Genomic DNA, 17,348 nt, shown 5'->3' with positions numbered 1-17,348 from the left:
TCAATGGCTCCTGATCATGGTGCCGTAGGCCTGATCGCTCAGCACCTCCAGCAACAGCGCATGCGGCACCCGCCCATCGATGATGTGCACCGCCCGCACGCCGGCGCGCGCGGCATCCAGGGCCGAGGCGATCTTGGGCAGCATGCCGCCGCTCAAGGTGCCGTCCTCGAACATCGCGTCGATCTGGCGCGCAGACAGGTCGGTGAGCAACTTGCCCTCCTTGTCCAACACACCGGGGGTGTTGGTCAGCATCACCAGCTTCTCGGCCTTGAGCACTTCGGCCAGCTTGCCGGCCACCACATCGGCATTGATGTTGTAGCTCTCGTTTTCCTTGCCAAACCCGAGCGGCGAGATGACCGGGATGAAGGCATCGTCCTGCAGGGCCTTGACCACGCTGGGATCGATGGACTCAATGTCACCCACTTGGCCCACATCGTGTTCGATGGAAGGGTCCTTGTTATCGACCATCTTGAGCTTCTTGGCGCGGATCATGGCGCCGTCCTTGCCCGTCAGGCCCACGGCCTTGCCGCCGGCCTTGTTGATCAGGCCGACGATCTCCTGCTGCACCTCACCGGCCAGCACCCACTCCACGATGCCCATGGTCTCGGCATCCGTCACCCGCATGCCCTGGATGAAGGTGCCCTGCTTGCCCAGGCGCTTGAGGGCGTTCTCGATCTGCGGCCCGCCGCCATGCACCACCACAGGGTTCAGGCCCACCAGCTTCAAGAGCACCACGTCCTCGGCAAAGTCCTGCTGCAGGGCCGGGTCGGTCATGGCGTTGCCACCGTACTTCACGACGATGGTCTTGCCATGAAAGCGCTGGATATAGGGCAGGGCCTGGCTCAGGATCTCCGCCTTCTCGCGCGGGGCGATGTGGGTGACGTCAGGGGCGAGGGGGGAGCTGCTCATCATGGACCTCTAGAGAAGGCGGCGATTCTAGGGATCGCCTTAAGGCGCGGCGCGTCGGTAGGCCGGTAGTTGAGCCGCCGCGCGAAAGTGACGCCAGAGCGTCTCCAGATCGGCTTCATGGCGGCGCGCGAAGTCCTGGCTGAACACCACGAAGTAGGGCTTTTGTGCCAGCGGCGGACTCAGCATTTCGAGCGCCGCAAACTCCGGACGCTGGCGGCGAATGGCCTCGGCATCGCTCTGGTGCAAGGCGGCAGCGGCCACTTCGCCGGCCAGCAGCAATTCCAGGGCCGCCGCCGTATTGCGCGCCCGTTCATCCACAGGCACGCCCATCGCACGCAGATCGACCGCAATCGCATGGCCCAGCTGCGTGGCCACGGCGCCGCCGGGCAGGCTCAGCTTCTGGCCGTTCCAGTGCACCGCTGAACCGGGACGGCGGTACAGCGCATAACGATCCACGCGCAGGGCCAGGGCTGGGTCTGGCTTGCCCGCAGGAGGCGGGTAGCGCAGATAAAGGGCGCGCTCTTCGGTATGGCTCAGGCCCACATTGGCGTCGGTACTGCCCTGCTGCAACTCCACCAGACAGCGCTTTCCGGGCCGCAATTGCACTTGGATCCGCCAGCCGCTCAGGCGCCGGAATTCTTCGATGAGTTGGAAGTCCAGGCCCCGATCTCGCACCCGCCCATCGGCCTCGGCGATGCGCCAGGGCGCATGTTCGACCTCGGCCATGCACACGCGCATCAACGGCGGTTCCGCCGCCCTCGCTTGGGGCAACAACGCACAAATCAAAAGCACATAGAGCAGGCAGAGTTTCATGGTCGACCGGAGAGCTTGACCCATTCTAGGAAGGGTCAGAATGCCGCCCATGCAGGCGCGCTCTTACTTAAAACTATCCGTGCTGGTGGCCTTGGTCACCATTGCGATGAAGACCGCCGCCTGGTGGTTCACCGACTCGGTGGCCCTGCTCTCGGATGCCCTGGAGTCCCTGGTCAACTTGGCCGGCGCCGTGTTTGCACTGGCCATGGTGACCCTGGCGGCCCGGCCGCCCGATGAGGATCATCCTTACGGCCACCACAAGGCCGAGTACTTCAGCGGCGGGTTTGAGGGCCTGCTGATCCTGGGAGCCGCCTTGGGGATTGCCTGGGCCGCCCTGAATCGGCTTTGGAATCCCCAGCCGCTGGAGCAGTTGGGCCTGGGCCTGGTGCTGGCCTTGGTCAGTTCCGCCCTGAATGGCGGCCTGGCCTGGGTGATGCTGAAGGCCGCGCGCCAGCACCGCTCCATGGCCCTGGAAGCCGATGCGCGCCATTTGATGACCGATGTCTGGACCTCGGTGGGCGTGGTGATCGGGCTGATCGGGGTGTCGCTGAGTGGCTGGCTGTGGCTGGACGCCGCGGTGGCGCTGGCCATGGCGGCCAACATCGCCCGTGAAGGCCTGCACCTGATGCGCGCGGCGGTTGACGGGCTGATGGACCGGGCCCTTGAACCGGAGCTGTGCGCCCAGATCGACGCCACCCTGGCCGAGTTCGCCCACCCGACCATTCGCTTTGACCACCTGCACACCCGCCGCGCCGGCAGCCGCCGCTATGTGGACTTGCACATGCACATGCCCGCCGGCTGGACCCTGGGCCGCGCAGCGGCGCTGCGCACCTCGGTGGAGCAGGCGCTGATGGCGGCGGTGCCGGGCCTGCGGGCCAGCATCCAACTCCTGCCTTCCGATGTGGAGGCCCATTTCAACGATCCGCGCGACTTGATCTGATGAAGGCCTTGATCCAAAGGGTGCGCGAGGCGCGCGTTGAAGTGGCGGGCGAAGTGGTTGGCGCCATTGGCCCTGGGCTGCTGGTCCTGGTCTGCGCCGAGCCACAAGACAGCCCCGCCACCAGCGCACGCTTGCTCAGCAAGCTGCTCAAGCTACGCATCTTTTCAGATGCGCAGGGCAAGATGAATCGCAGCCTCAACGACATGGAAGGGGGGCTGCTGCTGGTGTCGCAGTTCACCCTGGCTGCCGACTGTCAGGGCGGCAACCGCCCCAGCTTTTCCGCCGCCGCACCCCCCGATCAGGCCCGGACTCTGTTTGCCGATCTGCTGCAACAGGCGCGGACCCAGCACCCCCACGTGGCAACCGGTGTCTTCGGAGCCGACATGCAGGTTCACCTGGTGAACGACGGCCCGGTGACGATTCCGCTCAATCTTTGATGGCGTCTTCCAAGGCCTTGAGTGCCGCGGACTCGGCACGGCGGTACTCGGCCGAGTCCCGCACGGCCACCACCTCGCGCCACCACAGTGGCAAGGGGCGCTGGCTTCGGGCCACAAACAGACGCGAGAACAGCATGTAGTAGGCGCGGTCCTGGAACAGCGGCTCCAGGCGACGCACCTGCTGAGCCAGTTTGGGGCTCATGGCCAGCAACTGATCCGCTTCACGGGCCTGCAGCGCCGCCAGTTGCACCCTGCCGCGCGCCAGTTTCTCCAAATTCGCCTGGGAGGTCCGGGCCGCGTCATCCACTTTGAGGCCCAGTTGCTTGACCTGCACGGCGATCGAATACCCAGACGGCACCCCGACCAAGGTTTCTGCGGTCACGCCGTGCAAGATCTTGCCGTCCCAGTGGATTCCACTGTCGGCCGCCGCGTACCAGGCATAGCGGTCAAAGCGCACCGCCAGACTGGGATCGGGTTGACCGGAAAGCTGCGGGTAATGCCCGAGCTCTTCGCGCTCGAGCAGGTAGCTGATGCCAAGAATCGCATCCTGATTGCCCGACTTCACATCGGCCAAACAGCGCTTCCAGGGCAGCAGGTCTACGTCGATGCGCACGCCGCTGCGCTCACCCAGCAACTTCAGGAATACAAAGTCCAGCCCGCTGCGCTTGGCCTTGCCCTGGGCATCGCTGTCGCGCCAAGGTGGATGACCGACGTCGTTGAGGCAGACCCGCAAGGTCTCGGCCTGGACAGCTGGCCAGGATATGGCCAGGGCGAGCAGCAGGATTCGCAGCATGCCCGTCCTCAAGGAGTTTGCGCCAGCACGCGCCGGTACTCCGCAGAATCGCGCACCAGGGCCACATCGCGCCACAGGTCACGCAATCGGCCTGGATGGCGACGGGCGAACTCCAACGAAGCCCCCAGGTAATACGCACGCGCGGGCAACGCCGGCTCCAGCAGGCTCAAGCGCTGCGCCCACTGCGTCCGTTCGGCCAGCAGACGCTGTGCCTCGGCACGGGGCAACAAAGCGGCCTGGATCTGACCCTGCATCAATCGCTCCAAGGTCCCCTCGGCGGTGCGGGAGCTTTCATCCGCGGCAGCCCCGAAACGGCGCAACAGCTGCGCGCCGGAGTAACCCGCCGGCACCCCGACCTTGGCACCCGGGGGCAGCTCCAGCTGAGCGCCATCCCAGCGCAGCTTGCTCGCGGACGGCGCCACGAAGGCGTATTGATCCACGCGCACGGCAAGCTGGGGATCAACCTGACCGTTGCTATGCGGGAACTGGACAAACTCCGCCCGATCGGCTGTGTGGCTGATGCCCAGCACCGCGTCCACTTGCCCGGTGCGCACATCCTGCAGGCAGCGCCGCCAAGGGCGCAGCAGCACGCGGAACTCCCAGCCGCTTTGCTCGGCCAACAGGCGCAGGAACTCAAATTCAAGGCCTCGCCCCCGCACGCGGCCATCGGCATCGGGAACCCGCCAAGGCGCACTGGGCGCTTCATCAACACACAAGCGCAGATACAGGCCGCGCCGCCCACCGTCCAGATCGGGCTGAGCCGCGACAGACAGATGCAGGCCCAGCAGCAAGTACAACAAGCATCGCCAGGCCATGTTTGCCATCCTTCCTAGCGCGGGCTGCGACCCTCGGCGCGCGCCAGCCAAGGCGACTCACGCACCGGCGCCAACCCTGCCCAGATCCGTTGCACCAAGGCCTCGTTACGCGCCTTGAAGGTCTTGCCAAAGCCGAGGAAATAGGGCCGCTCCAACAACGCAGGTTCCAGACGTCGCAGCGCCTTCGCCAGCTCGGCATCTGCTTGCAGCTGTGGATCCGCTTCGGTCACCAGCAATGCGGCCGCTTCCAGGCGGCCCAGGCCCACCATGCGCAGGCTGGCTTGCGTGCTGCCCACTTGTTCATCCACCCGGAAACCCTGTTGCTTCAGCACCCCCACCACCGAGTAACCGGCCACCGCCCCCACACTGCCACTGCCCAGACCCTGCAAGGTCTTGCCATCCCAGCGCATCGGACTGTCCGCCCGCACATACCAGTGGTAGCGATCCGTGCGCACACGCTGGGCCAGGTCCAAGCCGCCTTGACTCTCCGGATAAGCCAGCCACTGGGCCCGCTCATCGCTGTGGCTGACCGCCATCACCCCGTCCACCCGCCCCTCTTGCGCATCCAGCAGGCAGCGGCGCCAGGGCAGCACCAAGGGCTCCAAACGCAACCCGAGGCGCTGAGCCAAGAGGCCCAAAAACAGGGTGTCGACCTGCATCACGCCGCCAAAGGGCAGACCGGCCTCCAACCACAAGGCCGGCGACACCGGCTGCGAAGCCGCCATGCAAATGCGGGCCGTCGGGGCTGTCGGGGCTGTCGGGACCGGCTTGCTGGCGCCCGCAGCGCCTCCTGCCACCGCCAGCCACAACAGGATGCCGCGCCAAAAGCCTCTCATGGCGCGACCATGCCCGAGCCCGCCGACCCCCGCAATGCGGACAAAACCGCAAGCATCAACCCTCCGCCTCGTCACGCCAACGCGCCAGGCGCTGGCGCACCTCGTCGAGCAGTTTGCGTTGGTCGGCATGGTTCTTCAGCGTCCGCAGCTCCCAATCCGGCGTTCGCACGCTCAGGCGTTTGGCCAGGCGAATCTGCAACTGCTGCTCGCCGACTTCGCACTCCAGCGCCTTGCGGCCGCCCAGCTCCAGGCCGCCTTGTCGTTCCGTCAGTCCGAGCTCGCGCAAGGCCCGCTTCAGTTGCACCCAGGCGTCGGCCGGTCGGTAGGGGGGCGGGGCAAAGCCCCAGCTGTCCTCACTCATGCTGCCTCACTCGTATTTCTGCGCTCATGTGTCGTTCCGCTGCATCGATTTGTGTTCATTGTGGGGGCGCGCCGCCCTCGGGGATGCCCGAATGCCCGAGCGGCGACACAGATCGTTCAATGCAGGTCGCCATGCTGCACACAAGCTGCCCCTCCGACCCGCCGACGGTGCGTGCCGCACACCCGGAGGAATTGGCCTCATTGAGCTGGTGGAGCACGCTGCAATCGGTCGAGCAAGAACAGGTGGCAGCGCACTTGGAGGTGCTCAGCCTTGCCAGTGGCAGTGCCGCCTGCCAGGCCGGAACGACAGCTGCACATTGGCTGGGTCTGTTGGATGGGCTGCTCAGTCTGAGTTCGCCGGCCCTGCCCGGCCTGGCCAGCGGACTGGCCAATGGTGCCTGGTGGGGCGAGCCCGAGTTGTTACGCCATGGCACTTACCGCGACAACGCGACAGCGCTGCGGCCCTGCCTGCTGGCGCGCCTGCCCGCACCGCACTTTGAAGCCCTGCTGCGGCAATCTTTGGCCTTCAGTCACCATGTGCTGGGGCAGCTGAACCAGCAGCTCAGCCATGAACGCGACATCCGGCAGCAAGAACGCGAGCGCAGCCTGGGGCCGGATCGCCGTGTCGCGCTCTGCCTGGCCGAGCTGTTCGACCCCCTGCGCTGTCCCGGTGTCGGCAGCCTGCTGCGCATCACCCAACAAGAATTGGCCCAATTGGCGGGGCTGTCGCGCCAGCGCGTCAACCAGGCGCTGCAGCAACTGCAGCAGACCGAGGTATTGCGCATCGAGTACGGCGGCCTACGGGTGCTGGATCGGACGCGGTTGCACTGAGCCCTGCATCCAATCCGGGCTGGCCGGCGTATCAGGGGCATCAACCCGAGCCCGCCCATGATCCCAACACGAATTCTTCCCTTGCTTCTTCTGAGCCTGGCCCTGTGCCAGAGTGCCTGCGCCCAAGGCAAGCTGGCCCTGACCGGCGGCGTGGCCTCGGTGGACGGTGCGGGCGGCGGGGGCTTAAGCCCCTGGGCCCTGACCGCCACCCCAGCCAGCGAGGGCGAACAAGGCCTTGCCGCCTTCGCCAGCCACCTCAAGACACGCGACTACCGGCTAGAGGTCCAGGGGCTGGCCTGGGTCTGGGACGACCGCATCGAACTCAGTCTGGCGCGCCAGCGCCTGCACACCGGTAGCAGCCTGGCGGCTTTGGGACTGGAGGGCCTGGTGCTGCAGCAGCAGATCCTGGGCTTGAAGTGGAAGGTGGCCGGCGATGCCGTGCTGGACGCCGATCGCTGGATGCCGCAGATCGCTGTGGGCCTGCTCCACAAGCGAACCCAGGCCGGCGCCCTGGCCCCCACCCTGCATGGTCCGCTCGGCGCCGACCGTCAGGGCAACGAGCTCTATGTGGCAGCCACCAAGCTGTGGCTGGACTGGGGTCTGCTCGGCAATCTGACCCTGCGCGCCACGCGTGCCAACCAGGGCGGCCTGCTGGGCTTTGGCGGCGCACAGGACCGCCGCTGGCGCCTGCAGCCCGAGCTCTCGCTGGCCTGGCTGCTCTCGCCTCGCCTGGCCGCGGGCCTGGAGGTGCGCGCCAAACCCAATGCGCTGGAGCGCAGCGTGCTTGGCGCGGGCGCCCTGCGCGAGGACGACTGGTTTGACGTCTTTCTTGCCTGGGCACCCCACAAGCAAGTCACCCTGACCGTAGCCGCAGTCGATCTGGGCGCCATCGCCCCGGCCCTGCGCCCCAAGCGCCAGCGCGGCGCCTATCTATCCATCCAAGGGAGTTTTTGATGCGCCGCCTGCTCTTGATCCTCAGTCTCATCAGCCTGCCCGCCTGGGCTCAGGACGATTCGCTCTATCGCGCCTGGGGCGGCAAAGCGGGCATCCAGGCCGTGATGGTCGATTTCGCTGCCCGCCTGCCGCAGGACGCCCGCATCGGCCGGCGCTTCCAGGGCCTCAATGCCGAGCACCTCGCGAACCAACTGACAGAACAACTCTGTGAGTTGGCAGGCGGCCCCTGTCAGTACCAGGGCCCTGACATGCGCGCCGCCCACCAAGGCATGGAGATCAGCAAACCCGAGTTCAACGCCCTGGTGGAGGTGTTGCAGCAGGCCATGGCGGCGCGTGGCATTCCCTTTGCGGCACAAAACCGCATGCTGGCCAAGCTCGCGCCCATGCATCGAGACATCATCGATGTGCCCTGATCGGCAACCACAATAGAGCCCCGCCATGTGGACCCAGTCCCAGCCTCAGGCCGCGCCGATTTGGCCGGCGCTGCTGGGCGCCTTTTCGATGGACGACATCGCTCAAGCCCTGAGTCCTCCGCAGACCCCGAACGCCACTTCGCTGGAGGCCTGTCTGCTGGCCATCGTCGACCAAGACGAGGCCGCTTTCGCGCGGCTCTACAAGGCCCTGAGCGCACGCGTACACGCCCTGGCTCTGCGCATCCTGCGCGAGCCCGCCGCCGCGGAAGAAGTGGTGGAGGACTGCTTCTGGCAGGTGTGGCGGCAGGCCGCCCGCTTCGATCCCGCACGCGGCAATGCCGAGGCCTGGGTGCTGACCCTGGCGCGCAGCCGCGCGCTCGATGCCTACCGCGCCCGCGCCCGCAGCACGGAGTCCTGCAGCTCACTGGAGGCCTTGCAAGAACAGGGCTTCGAGCCCGATGGCGGCGATGCAGAGCACGACGGCGCCGAGTTACTGGCCGCCAGCCGTAGCCACCAGGCCCTGCACCAGGCCCTGCTGCAACTCGGCGCGCAACCCCGCCAATTGCTCGGCCTCGCCTTCTTCCGGGGCCTGAGCCACGAAGAAATTGCCGAGCAGACCGCGTTACCGCTGGGCACCATCAAATCCCAGATCCGGCGCGCCCTCGCCACCCTCAAACCCCTGCTGGAGGGCCAGCGATGAACACCGATGCCCTGGGCGAAGCCCTGCCCCTGGCACACGCCCGCGCGCCGCAGCCGGGCGAGGCCGCGCCCCTGATCCAAGCCCTGTCCGCACCACTCACCAGCGGCCCCAGTGCCGCCCTGGGCGAGCGCTTGCGCCTGCGCGTGGCGGCCAGCCATGCCGCCCAGGCCGGACTGCTCACGCGCCGCCGGCCGCAGTCCGCCGCCGCCCAGTCCTGGGGAGCCGGCCTGCGCGCCTGGCCCCTAAGGGAACAAAGTTGGGTGGTCGAGCTGGACCCGCTGGCCGTGCTGAGTCTGGCGCAACCGGGCGACAACGCCCTGGAGCTGCTCGTCCTGGCGGGCCAGGGGCAATTTGGGACCGATGCGGATGCGCAGGCATTGCGTGCCTCCCATCACTTGTTGCTCACCGAGAGCCAGGCCCCCCTGCTCCAGGCCGGCGCCACGGGTCTGCGGCTCTATTTGCGCCGCCATGGCCCCCAAGGCCCTTTCCGGGCACCGCAGCAGGCGCAGGTTCAAGCGCCACAGGCCTGGCAGCCCCTGCGACCTGGGGTTGAGATCTGTCCGCTGCATGCGGAGGGCCAGGCCATCTCGCTGCTGGCGCGCCTCGACAGCGGCGGCCGGGTGCCCGCCCATCCCCATGGCGTGGACGAAGAGTGCCTGATGGTCGAGGGCGAACTCTTCCTGGGCGACCTGCTGCTGCGCGAAGGCGAGTACCAGTTCGCCCCGGCCGGCAGCCAGCACGGTGAGCTTTTTGCCGACGCCCCCTGCCTGTTGTTCTTCCACGGCGCCATCGACGCCGCGGCCATCGACAACCCCTACCGGCAGGCCCAGGGCTGGCCGCCGCTGTGAAGGCCCTGCGCGCCCTGCTCGCCTGGGGCGGCCTGGCCGCCCTGGTCTACGCACTGCTCTGTCTGGCGGTGTGGGCCGGGCAGCGCAATCTGCTCTTCCACCCCGACGCCAACCCGCTCAAGGCCGCGCCAGCCGCCGCCAAGACCCTGATCCTGCAGACCGCCGACGGCGAGCGCCTGGTCACCTGGTGGCTGGAGCCCCCCGACCGGAAGGCGCCGGTGCTGCTCTATCTGCATGGCAATGGTGCCAACCTGGACGCCCGCGCCGGCCGCCTGGCCGCCCTGCATCAGGACGGCGCCGGCGTGCTCGCCCTCAGTTGGCGCGGCTACGGCGGTTCGACCGGCAGCCCCAGCGAGGCCGGCTGGAAGCGCGACGCCGACACCGGCTACGACACCCTGATCCGATTGGGCATCGAGCCCGAACGCATCGTGCTGTTTGGCGAATCGCTGGGCAGCGCCCAGGCCGTGATGCTGGCGGCGCGCGTCCCCGTGGCCGGCCTGGTGCTGGATTCGTCCTTCGATTCCGCGCTGGCGCTCGGCCAGGGCCACTACCCCTGGCTGCCTTTGCAATGGCTGATGCGCGATCCGCACCGCGCCGACCTCGCCGCACCCAAGATCGAAGCGCCGGTGCTGCAACTGCATTGCCAGGATGACCCCGTCAGCCCGCTGCGCCACGCCCAGGCACTGCAGCGCCGACTGGGCGGCGGCAGCGAGTTGCATCTGCTGCCGCAGACCTGCCATGTGCCGGGCTATGCCAACTGGCGGGCGGTGGTTCGAGGCTTCCTTAGCCAGCTTCGCGCGCAGCCGTAGCCGTAGCCGTAGCCGTAGCCGTAGCCGGTGGGGCCAGCATGCCACTCAAAGCCTGAGCCATGCCCGTGATGCCCTCGTTGTTCAGGCCAGCGTCCTTCATCACGGCGTCGACGATGGGCTTGGCCAGCTGGTATTGCAGGGCCGAATTCATCACCTGCTCGGGAAAGGTGGCGCCATTCCCTTCGCCGGCCGCCCCACCTGACCCTCCCGCTGCGCCCGGGGTGCCGGGCATGCCATTGACCTGGAAGATGCGGATCGAGTCGATCTTCTCCATCGGGCGCACGGCCTGCTCCAGGATCTGCGGCAACTGCTGCAGCAACTGGGTGCGCACCTGCAGATCGATCTGCGCCGCCGACAGGGTGTTGAGCGCCTCATTGATCGCCCTCCGGCCCTCGGCCTCGGCCAGGGCTGCGGCCTGCTTGGCCTTGGCCTCGATGGTCAGGGCCTCGGCGCGGTCGATGGCGGCGTCCTTTTCGGCGGTGGCCGAGACCCGCACCGCAATGGCGCTCTGTTCGGCCTCCTTGCTCGCCTCGATCAGCTGAATGGCCTTGTCGCGTTCGGCGACGGCCACTTGGCGGGCAGTGTTCACGCCCTCCTCGGCCTTGACCGACTCGGCACGTGCGGTGGCCGCCGCGGCGTCAGCCACCGATTGCTCGCGGCTCTTGGTGGCGATGGCAATCTGCGTGTCTTGACGCGCGATCTCGACCTGCTTGCGCTGCTCGGCGCGCTTCATCTCGGTCTGACGCTCCTGCTCGATCTCGCGCGTCTGCAGCACCAGGTTCTTCTCGATCTCGGCGGCCTTGATCTCGCGCTCGGCCTCGATGCGGCGCTGGCTGACCTGGCGCTCGGCCTCGATCTTGACCGACTCGGCCTCACGCGCCCGCTCGGCCTGCTGCGAAGCGATCTGCGCCATCTGCTCGGCACGCGCGGTCTCGATCTCGCGCGTCTGTGCCAGGCTGGCGAATTCCTGATCCTTCTCGATGGTGAGCTTCAGGCGCGAGGCCTCCAGGTTCTTGGTGCGCACCTGCACTTCGGTGTCCTGCTCCACATCGTTGCGCTGCTTGCGGCGCGCCTCGGTCTGTTCGGTCAAGCGCGTCAAACCCTCGGCGTCAAAGGCATTGTTGGGATTGAAGAACTGCTTGTCAGTCTGATCCAAGCTGGTCAGGGATACTGACTCCAACTCCAGGCCGTTCTTCTCCAGGTCTTCAGCCACGGCGTTCTGCACCGCCTGCACGAAGTCGCGGCGCTTGTCCTGCAACTCCTGGATGGTCATGGTGGCGGCGGTGGCGCGCAGGCTGTCGACGAACTTGTCTTCCACCAAGGCCTTGAGCTCCTCGGGGCTCATGGTGCGGGTGCCCAAGGTCTGGGCCGCCGTGCTCACCGCTTCCTCGGTCTGCTTGACGCGCACGAAGAAGGCTGCGGTCACATCCACGCGCATACGGTCCTTGGTGATCAGGCTCTCGCGTTCGCGCCGCAGCACTTCCAGCTTGAGGGTGTTCATATTGACCAACACACGCTCATGGAAGACCGGCAGCACGATGGCGCCGCCGTCCATGATGACTTTCTGACCGCCCAGACCGGTGCGCACAAAGGCGGTCTCCTTGGTGCTGCGCTTGTACAGACGCGCAAACACGAAGCCGATGGTCAGCAAGCCCAGCAGGGCCACACCGGCCAGTCCGCCCATTTCGATCAAGTTGTTCATGTCTTCAGTTCTCCCAGATTCAAAGCAGCTCAGGATGGGGGTTGGCAATGCAGCGGTAGAAGGCACCGAGCTTCCGCACGATCAGAATCTGCGTGCCGTCCTCGAACACTTCGTCGTCGAGATCGGGCTCCACCATGAGGTAGTGGGTGCGGCCCAGCGCGTCGCGCACACGGGCCTGGGCAGCCAGGCCCCTGCGGGCCACGCCGCCGGCAATCACGCCGCTGCGGCCCACCAGGGTTTGCTCGCTCACGGCGCTGGTCTCGTCGCGCGGAATGATGTGGGCGATCAGGCTGCCCAAGCCCCGCACGGTGGCCAAACCCGGCGGCACGGCCAAGAGCCCCGCGATCCAAGCGGGTAGGTAAAAGCCGAGCAAACCCAAACTGACCTTTTGCAGGCCGTAGCCAAACAAGGCATAGCCCAGCAAGAAGAGCAGCAGCAGCACCAGGGCCGGCACCCGCCCCAGATGCAACCAGCCCAGCACGCGATCCCAAGCACCCTCGCTGGCGGCCTCGGGCAGCCATTGATCGATCAGATTGCTGGGGCTGAGCGCCAACATCATGCCCAGCCCCTCCAGCAGCGCGATGGCGACGATGAGCGCCACCGCCACGCCGAAGGGCAGGGTCTCAGGGGCCAGAAAGAGGTTCACGCCTGACCCGCCTTGATCTGCGCCATGCGCTCGGCAATCTTGTGTTCACGCACCAGCTCTTCCAGTTCGCGCAGTTGCGCGCCCTGCTGGAGCGACCCTGCACGCTGGGTGGCACTCAGGCCGGTCTGGCGCTCGTAGAGGCGATCAAAGGCCTGGCTCACCTTGTCCATGCGCTGTTCCGCACTCGCAGCCCCCACCGCACTGGTTGGCGACTGCGTGGCGGCGCGGCTGGCGCGAAACTCGCTCAAAGCCTGTTGCATCTCACGCTGCTTGGCCAGCAGGGCGGCCGTGAATCCCTGCAACTCCTGCTCCTGGCGAGCGAAGTCGGCCAGGGTGGTTTCGAGCACTGGAATCTGGGCCTCAATGTCAAGCTGGCGCGCCACGGCTGCGCGCGCCAGATCCTCTCGGCCCTGGGCCAAGGCCTGGTCAATCTGCTGGCGCAGGGCCTCGTGGTCGCGATTCAGGCGCGCATGCTGCTGCTGGGCCAGATGCCGGTTCGCACTCACGCGGCCAAGCTCGGCGCGCACCTCGTCGATGACGCCATCGGCCTCGCGCAGCGCCTGCTCCAGCATGGCCTCGGGGGCCTGGTCTTCCAGCTTGTCGATCAGCGCGTGCAGACCGCCAGCCACGACACGACCCACACGGGTCTTGAGGGAATCCGCCATATCAGTCTCCTTGCGGGTGGGGGATGGTACGGAAGAGAGCCAGGCTGCCGCCGAGGTGGCGTTGCACAACCTGGGGATCAAAAGCCTGGGCCGCCGTGGCCTGACGCAGCAAGGCCTCACCCATCAGGCTGGCGCGCCGAACCAACGCATCTTCCAACTGGGTGGCGGCGGCGGCATCGGGGGGGGCCTGGCTGATCACCAAGGCCATCAATGTGGTGAGGTGCTCAATCAATTGACTCAGCACCTCTGAGTGCCGCCCCTCCTTGCCCTCGATGCGCACCAGAGACTCGCGCAGACGGTGCGTCAGTTCACGCGCCCACGCATGCGCTGCCACATAGTCGAAAGCTCCATCGTGCTGGCGCTTGAGTTGACCCAGCAGCACGCGCAGCTTGTCGCTGTTGGTGGTGGCGCCCTCCACCTGCAACTGGGCCAGCCATAGGTAGAGGTCGCTGGGTATGCGAGCCGACAGGGGCTCCATCGTGGGGGTGGCGGTGACCATCGCAGCCCTTCATCGTTGACGAATGAATGCAAGTGTATTCAATTGGCTTCGCCTGTCAACAAAGGTCTGCAGCGACACTGCGCCCCATGTCCCATCCCTCTCCCCAGGTCGCCGTCATTGGCGGCGGCCCCGCCGGCCTGATGGCGGCGGATGAACTGAGCCGTGCCGGCGTTGCGGTCGCGCTCTTCGATGCCATGCCCTCGGTCGGGCGCAAATTCCAACTCGCCGGGCGCGGCGGGCTAAACCTGACCCATTCCGAGCCCTATGAACGCTTCGTCACCCGCTATGGCGTGGCCGGCGACATGCTGCGTCCGATGCTGGACGCCTTCACGCCTGACGACCTGCGCGCCTGGTGCGCGGGCCTGGGGCAGGAAACCTTTGTCGGCAGCTCGGGCCGCGTCTTCCCCACGGTGATGAAGGCCGCGCCGCTTTTGCGTGCCTGGCTGCAGCGCCTCTCCAGCCAAGGCGTGCAGTTCCACAACCGCCACCGCTGGCTGGGCTGGACGGAAGACGGCGCACTGCGCTTGGCCCACCCGGGCGGCGAGCTGCTGCTGCGCCCACAGGCCACGGTGCTGGCCCTGGGCGGCGCCAGCTGGCCGCGCCTGGGCTCGGATGGCGCCTGGGCGCCCTTGATGGCCGAGCGTGGCGTGGCCGTGTCGCCCCTGCGCGCCAGCAACTGCGGCTTTGAGGTGCTGGGCGGCTGGAGCGAGCACCTGCGCAGCCGCTTCGCTGGCCAACCCCTCAAGCCGGTGGCGATCCAATTCGGCGGCCGCCGCCAGGCCGGCGAGTTCGTGCTGACCGAGCACGGCATCGAAGGCAGCCTGGTCTATGCCTTCAGCGCCGCCTTGCGCGAGGTCATTGCCGAAGAGGGCGCGGCCACGCTGGCGCTGGACCTGCTGCCGCAGCACAGTGCCGAACAGGTGGCCACGGCGCTCGCCCGCGGGCGCGGCAGCAAGAGCCTGTCCAGCCAGTTGAAGAGCCTGTTCTCGCTCAGCAGCGCCAAGAGTGCCCTGCTGCACGAGTTGCTGGATGCCTCCACCCTGAACGAACCCAGAGCCCTGGGGCCGGCACTCAAAGCCCTGCCCCTCACCGTGAGCGCCACGCGCCCGGTGGCCGAGGCCATCAGCACGGCCGGCGGCATTCGCTTCGACGCCCTGTCGCCCGACGGCGAATTGAAGGCCCTGCCGGCGGTCTGGGCCACGGGCGAGATGCTCGATTGGGAAGCCCCCACCGGGGGCTATTTGTTGACCGCCTGCCTGGCCCATGGCCGCTGGGTCGGCCAGGCCCTGGCCAGAAAGCTGTGCGCATGACCGAAGCCCTGTTGAACTGGAACGAAGACGGCGAGCCCCGCAGTGCCCGCTGGCACAGCGGCAGCGGCGCCCCCTGCCCCAAGCGCGTGCGCGTGGTGGACGACACCTTGAAGGCCGACACCGCCTACAAGCTGGCCTGCGAGGGCCATGCCCTGCTGTGGCGGGGCGACTACCACCAGGCGCGCCAGATGCTTCAGGCCCTGGCCCACCGCATCGACTTGCAGCGCGCGCGCCGCCCGCAGCCTCCGGCCGAGAGCGCCAAGGCCGGTTTCCACCAGCACCGCAAGGCCCAGGCCGAGCGCGCCCGCATCCTGGGTCAGCTGGTGTTCGAGTTCGGTGTCGACCACAGCCTGCCGCTGCGCCGCGCCCCCGACGCCCAGCTGGCCGCCCGCGCGGCCATCGGCGATCAAACTCAGCCCTATGTGGCCAGCCTGCGCGAGCTGCTGGGCTGGATCGGCGCCTGGGAGTGGCGCCAGAAGGGTGTGCCCACGCCGCAACTGGGCCTACGCAAGAACGGCGAGACCGTGCACATCCATCCCTATTACGGCGTGTTCAGCCCGGTGCGCGGCGAGTATCTGGACCTGTTGGAAGACGCGCCCTTGCCGGCTGCGCTGAAAGACGAAGGCGCCTGGGCCTTCGACATCGGCACCGGCACCGGCGTGATTGCCGCGCTGCTGGCGCGCCGCGGCGTGGCGCGCATCGAGGCCACCGACACCAGCGCCACCGCGCTGGCCTGCGCGCTGGACAACCTGCAACGCCTGGGCCTGCAGCACCGCGTCAAGCTCTCCAGCACCGACCTCTTTCCAGCGGGCCGCGCGGCGCTCATCGTCTGCAACCCCCCCTGGCTGCCGGCCAAGCCCAGCAGCGCGCTGGAGGCCGCCGTCTACGACCCCGACAGCCGCATGCTGCGCGGCTTTCTGGCCGGCCTGGCCGCCCACCTGCTGCCCGGCGGCGAGGGCTGGCTGATCCTTTCCGACCTGGCCGAACACCTGGGCCTGCGCGACCGCGCCGATCTGCTGGGCTGGATTGACCAGGCCGGCCTGCGCGTCATCGACCTACAAGAGACACGCCCACGCCACCCCAAGGCCCAGGATGGCCGCGACCCGCTGCACGCGGCGCGGCGCGAGGAGCTCACCGGGCTGTGGCGCCTGGGCGTGAAGTAAAGAGCGCGTCGTCAGGGGGCGTAGCGCGCCAAGATGCGCGCAATCTCGCCGTCCCGCTTGAGTGCCTGTACGGCTTCCAGCACCCGCTGGGCATCCACCGGACTGCTGCGCGGCACCGCGCAGTGGTAGGCCGACTCCTGCACCTTCAGGCGCCAGGGCGCCACGGCCTGCGCCGCCTGCGGCTGCTGGCGCATGAACCAGGCGATGGACTGCGGACTGGCCACCGCCACATCGGAGCGCTGCCGCACCAGCTTGGCCAGCACACTGGCCTGGTCCAGGGCATCCTCGCGGCGCAGCTCCCCCTTGCCCAGGCGAACCTGCAAGGTCGGGTAGTGGTAGCTGCGCACCGTGCCCACCCGCGTGCCCTTGCGCAAGGCCGCCAGCGTGGCGGGCTCGGGCTGGCTGGCATGGCCCAGCAGCTGATCACTGGTGTCGAACAGGGGCTCGCTCCAGTGAAACTGCTGCGGCTCGGCGAACCAGCTCGGGTCCATGCCACAACCCAAGTCGAAAGCAGGTGGGCGATCCGGCTCGCCCGGACGGCGCTGCGGCAACAACACAAACACCAGCGGCTGACCCAAACGCTGGGCCACCGCCTCGGCGATCTCCTTGTGAATGCCGGCCCGCACCTGACCGGCCTGCACCTCGCCCCAGGGCATGCTCCAGGTGCTGGTGTAGCCCAGGCGCAAGGCCGGGCTGGATGAGATGGACGGTGGGGCGGCTTGTGGGGCGGCTTGTGGGGCAGTTTGTGCGGCAGTCCCCAAAGGCAGCGCCAAAGCCCAGCAGATCCCCTGCAAAACCACCGCGCCCCAGACCCTCCTCGCTCGCCCCCTGCTCATGCCACTGCCCGCCTGACTGGAAAGGGCGCATTGTGACCACGCGCCGCCAAGGCGCAGCCCGCCGCGCCC

At 67.7% G+C, this 17,348-nt stretch carries 21 protein-coding genes; 10 read left to right on the top strand and 11 right to left on the bottom strand.

Features of this window, described 5'->3' with window-relative positions; all coding sequences use genetic code 11:
* Entirely contained in the window at window positions 1-909 is a 909-nt protein-coding gene (argB, locus tag FF090_RS05525; protein ID WP_138855779.1) for an acetylglutamate kinase, read from the bottom strand.
* Between the two features lie 39 nt (window positions 910-948).
* A complete protein-coding gene (locus FF090_RS05520; protein WP_175423541.1) occupies window positions 949-1,722 on the bottom strand; it encodes a transporter substrate-binding domain-containing protein in 774 nt (257 codons plus the stop codon).
* Window positions 1,723-1,771: 49 nt separating this feature from the next.
* Here FF090_RS05520 and FF090_RS05515 point away from each other — a divergent pair, with 49 nt between their 5' ends.
* Window positions 1,772-2,662 (top strand): cation diffusion facilitator family transporter, encoded by an 891-nt coding sequence (locus FF090_RS05515; protein WP_138855777.1) that lies wholly within the window; start codon window positions 1,772-1,774, stop codon window positions 2,660-2,662.
* The gene (dtd, locus tag FF090_RS05510; RefSeq protein ID WP_138855776.1) at window positions 2,662-3,099 is read left to right on the top strand and encodes a D-aminoacyl-tRNA deacylase; all 438 of its coding nucleotides are present in this window, start codon (window positions 2,662-2,664) and stop codon (window positions 3,097-3,099) included. The genes FF090_RS05515 and dtd overlap by 1 nt, the downstream gene beginning before the upstream one ends.
* Here dtd and FF090_RS05505 read toward each other — a convergent pair.
* From FF090_RS05505 to FF090_RS19125, 4 genes are read right to left on the bottom strand one after another with little or no spacing between them, the layout of a single operon-like run.
* Entirely contained in the window at window positions 3,089-3,892 is an 804-nt protein-coding gene (locus FF090_RS05505; protein ID WP_138855775.1) for a substrate-binding periplasmic protein, read from the bottom strand. The genes dtd and FF090_RS05505 overlap by 11 nt on opposite strands.
* A gap of 8 nt (window positions 3,893-3,900) precedes the next feature.
* Window positions 3,901-4,707 carry a substrate-binding periplasmic protein gene (locus tag FF090_RS05500; RefSeq protein ID WP_175423540.1) on the bottom strand — a complete coding sequence of 269 codons (807 nt, stop codon included), beginning with the start codon at window positions 4,705-4,707 and terminating at the stop codon, window positions 3,901-3,903.
* 14 nt (window positions 4,708-4,721) lie between these two features.
* Entirely contained in the window at window positions 4,722-5,543 is an 822-nt protein-coding gene (locus tag FF090_RS05495; protein ID WP_138855773.1) for a substrate-binding periplasmic protein, read from the bottom strand.
* Window positions 5,544-5,598: 55 nt separating this feature from the next.
* Entirely contained in the window at window positions 5,599-5,904 is a 306-nt protein-coding gene (locus FF090_RS19125; protein WP_175423539.1) for a hypothetical protein, read from the bottom strand.
* A 131-nt stretch (window positions 5,905-6,035) separates the two neighbouring features.
* Here FF090_RS19125 and FF090_RS19120 point away from each other — a divergent pair, with 131 nt between their 5' ends.
* From FF090_RS19120 to FF090_RS05465, 6 genes are all read left to right on the top strand, one after another.
* Window positions 6,036-6,734, top strand: a complete 699-nt coding sequence (locus FF090_RS19120; RefSeq protein WP_175423538.1) for a Crp/Fnr family transcriptional regulator — start codon at window positions 6,036-6,038, stop codon at window positions 6,732-6,734.
* 81 nt (window positions 6,735-6,815) lie between these two features.
* Complete coding sequence (locus FF090_RS05485) at window positions 6,816-7,688, top strand: DUF3034 family protein (RefSeq protein ID WP_246071516.1); 873 nt, start codon at window positions 6,816-6,818, stop codon at window positions 7,686-7,688.
* Complete coding sequence (locus tag FF090_RS05480; RefSeq protein ID WP_138855770.1) at window positions 7,688-8,101, top strand: group I truncated hemoglobin; 414 nt, start codon at window positions 7,688-7,690, stop codon at window positions 8,099-8,101. Before FF090_RS05485 ends, FF090_RS05480 begins: the two co-directional genes overlap by 1 nt.
* Window positions 8,102-8,126: 25 nt before the next feature.
* Complete coding sequence (locus FF090_RS05475) at window positions 8,127-8,801, top strand: sigma-70 family RNA polymerase sigma factor (RefSeq protein ID WP_138855769.1); 675 nt, start codon at window positions 8,127-8,129, stop codon at window positions 8,799-8,801.
* Window positions 8,798-9,649, top strand: coding sequence for a cupin domain-containing protein (locus FF090_RS05470; RefSeq protein ID WP_138855768.1), 852 nt, complete (start codon window positions 8,798-8,800; stop codon window positions 9,647-9,649). Before FF090_RS05475 ends, FF090_RS05470 begins: the two co-directional genes overlap by 4 nt.
* Window positions 9,646-10,458: an alpha/beta hydrolase gene (locus FF090_RS05465; protein ID WP_175423537.1), complete on the top strand. Its 813-nt coding sequence runs from the start codon at window positions 9,646-9,648 to the stop codon at window positions 10,456-10,458. Before FF090_RS05470 ends, FF090_RS05465 begins: the two co-directional genes overlap by 4 nt.
* Here the strand turns inward: FF090_RS05465 and FF090_RS05460 are convergent.
* Genes FF090_RS05460 through FF090_RS05445 form a run of 4 tightly spaced genes read right to left on the bottom strand, consistent with a single transcriptional unit; the run spans window position 10,433 to window position 13,970 of the window.
* Window positions 10,433-12,160: a flotillin family protein gene (locus tag FF090_RS05460; protein WP_138855766.1), complete on the bottom strand. Its 1,728-nt coding sequence runs from the start codon at window positions 12,158-12,160 to the stop codon at window positions 10,433-10,435. The two genes, FF090_RS05465 and FF090_RS05460, sit on opposite strands and share 26 nt — an antisense overlap.
* 19 nt (window positions 12,161-12,179) lie before the next feature.
* Window positions 12,180-12,806 carry a YqiJ family protein gene (locus tag FF090_RS05455; protein ID WP_138855765.1) on the bottom strand — a complete coding sequence of 209 codons (627 nt, stop codon included), beginning with the start codon at window positions 12,804-12,806 and terminating at the stop codon, window positions 12,180-12,182.
* Entirely contained in the window at window positions 12,803-13,471 is a 669-nt protein-coding gene (locus FF090_RS05450; protein WP_138855764.1) for a PspA/IM30 family protein, read from the bottom strand. The genes FF090_RS05455 and FF090_RS05450 overlap by 4 nt, the downstream gene beginning before the upstream one ends.
* Before the next feature lies 1 nt (window position 13,472).
* Window positions 13,473-13,970, bottom strand: coding sequence for a hypothetical protein (locus FF090_RS05445; RefSeq protein ID WP_138855763.1), 498 nt, complete (start codon window positions 13,968-13,970; stop codon window positions 13,473-13,475).
* Between the two features lie 86 nt (window positions 13,971-14,056).
* Here FF090_RS05445 and FF090_RS05440 point away from each other — a divergent pair, with 86 nt between their 5' ends.
* Both FF090_RS05440 and FF090_RS05435 read left to right on the top strand, forming a co-directional pair.
* Window positions 14,057-15,280 carry a BaiN/RdsA family NAD(P)/FAD-dependent oxidoreductase gene (locus FF090_RS05440; protein WP_138855762.1) on the top strand — a complete coding sequence of 408 codons (1,224 nt, stop codon included), beginning with the start codon at window positions 14,057-14,059 and terminating at the stop codon, window positions 15,278-15,280.
* Window positions 15,277-16,443 (top strand): methyltransferase, encoded by a 1,167-nt coding sequence (locus FF090_RS05435; RefSeq protein ID WP_138855761.1) that lies wholly within the window; start codon window positions 15,277-15,279, stop codon window positions 16,441-16,443. Before FF090_RS05440 ends, FF090_RS05435 begins: the two co-directional genes overlap by 4 nt.
* 11 nt (window positions 16,444-16,454) lie before the next feature.
* Here the strand turns inward: FF090_RS05435 and FF090_RS05430 are convergent, their stop codons facing one another.
* Complete coding sequence (locus FF090_RS05430) at window positions 16,455-17,129, bottom strand: substrate-binding periplasmic protein (RefSeq protein ID WP_175423536.1); 675 nt, start codon at window positions 17,127-17,129, stop codon at window positions 16,455-16,457.
* Window positions 17,130-17,348 lie beyond the last annotated feature (219 nt).

The organism is Inhella inkyongensis, assembly GCF_005952805.1.
Lineage (GTDB): Bacteria > Pseudomonadota > Gammaproteobacteria > Burkholderiales > Burkholderiaceae_C > Inhella > Inhella inkyongensis.
Note: the sequence above shows the minus strand (reverse complement) of the source record. Positions and strands in the feature narration are given on the sequence as shown.

Bases quoted from the DNA above. Each gene is read 5' to 3' on its own strand.
- FF090_RS05445 (WP_138855763.1), bottom strand. From the start codon at position 13,970: ATGGTCACCGCCACCCCCACGATGGAGCCCCTGTCGGCTCGCATACCC.
- FF090_RS05435 (WP_138855761.1), top strand. From the start codon at position 15,277: ATGACCGAAGCCCTGTTGAACTGGAACGAAGACGGCGAGCCCCGCAGT.
- FF090_RS05480 (WP_138855770.1), top strand. From the start codon at position 7,688: ATGCGCCGCCTGCTCTTGATCCTCAGTCTCATCAGCCTGCCCGCCTGG.
- FF090_RS19120 (WP_175423538.1), top strand. From the start codon at position 6,036: ATGCTGCACACAAGCTGCCCCTCCGACCCGCCGACGGTGCGTGCCGCA.
- FF090_RS05450 (WP_138855764.1), bottom strand. From the start codon at position 13,471: ATGGCGGATTCCCTCAAGACCCGTGTGGGTCGTGTCGTGGCTGGCGGT.
- FF090_RS05470 (WP_138855768.1), top strand. From the start codon at position 8,798: ATGAACACCGATGCCCTGGGCGAAGCCCTGCCCCTGGCACACGCCCGC.
- FF090_RS19125 (WP_175423539.1), bottom strand. From the start codon at position 5,904: ATGAGTGAGGACAGCTGGGGCTTTGCCCCGCCCCCCTACCGACCGGCC.
- argB (WP_138855779.1), bottom strand. From the start codon at position 909: ATGAGCAGCTCCCCCCTCGCCCCTGACGTCACCCACATCGCCCCGCGC.
- FF090_RS05520 (WP_175423541.1), bottom strand. From the start codon at position 1,722: ATGAAACTCTGCCTGCTCTATGTGCTTTTGATTTGTGCGTTGTTGCCC.
- FF090_RS05515 (WP_138855777.1), top strand. From the start codon at position 1,772: ATGCAGGCGCGCTCTTACTTAAAACTATCCGTGCTGGTGGCCTTGGTC.
- dtd (WP_138855776.1), top strand. From the start codon at position 2,662: ATGAAGGCCTTGATCCAAAGGGTGCGCGAGGCGCGCGTTGAAGTGGCG.
- FF090_RS05500 (WP_175423540.1), bottom strand. From the start codon at position 4,707: ATGGCCTGGCGATGCTTGTTGTACTTGCTGCTGGGCCTGCATCTGTCT.
- FF090_RS05460 (WP_138855766.1), bottom strand. From the start codon at position 12,160: ATGAACAACTTGATCGAAATGGGCGGACTGGCCGGTGTGGCCCTGCTG.
- FF090_RS05440 (WP_138855762.1), top strand. From the start codon at position 14,057: ATGTCCCATCCCTCTCCCCAGGTCGCCGTCATTGGCGGCGGCCCCGCC.
- FF090_RS05495 (WP_138855773.1), bottom strand. From the start codon at position 5,543: ATGAGAGGCTTTTGGCGCGGCATCCTGTTGTGGCTGGCGGTGGCAGGA.
- FF090_RS05505 (WP_138855775.1), bottom strand. From the start codon at position 3,892: ATGCTGCGAATCCTGCTGCTCGCCCTGGCCATATCCTGGCCAGCTGTC.
- FF090_RS05475 (WP_138855769.1), top strand. From the start codon at position 8,127: ATGTGGACCCAGTCCCAGCCTCAGGCCGCGCCGATTTGGCCGGCGCTG.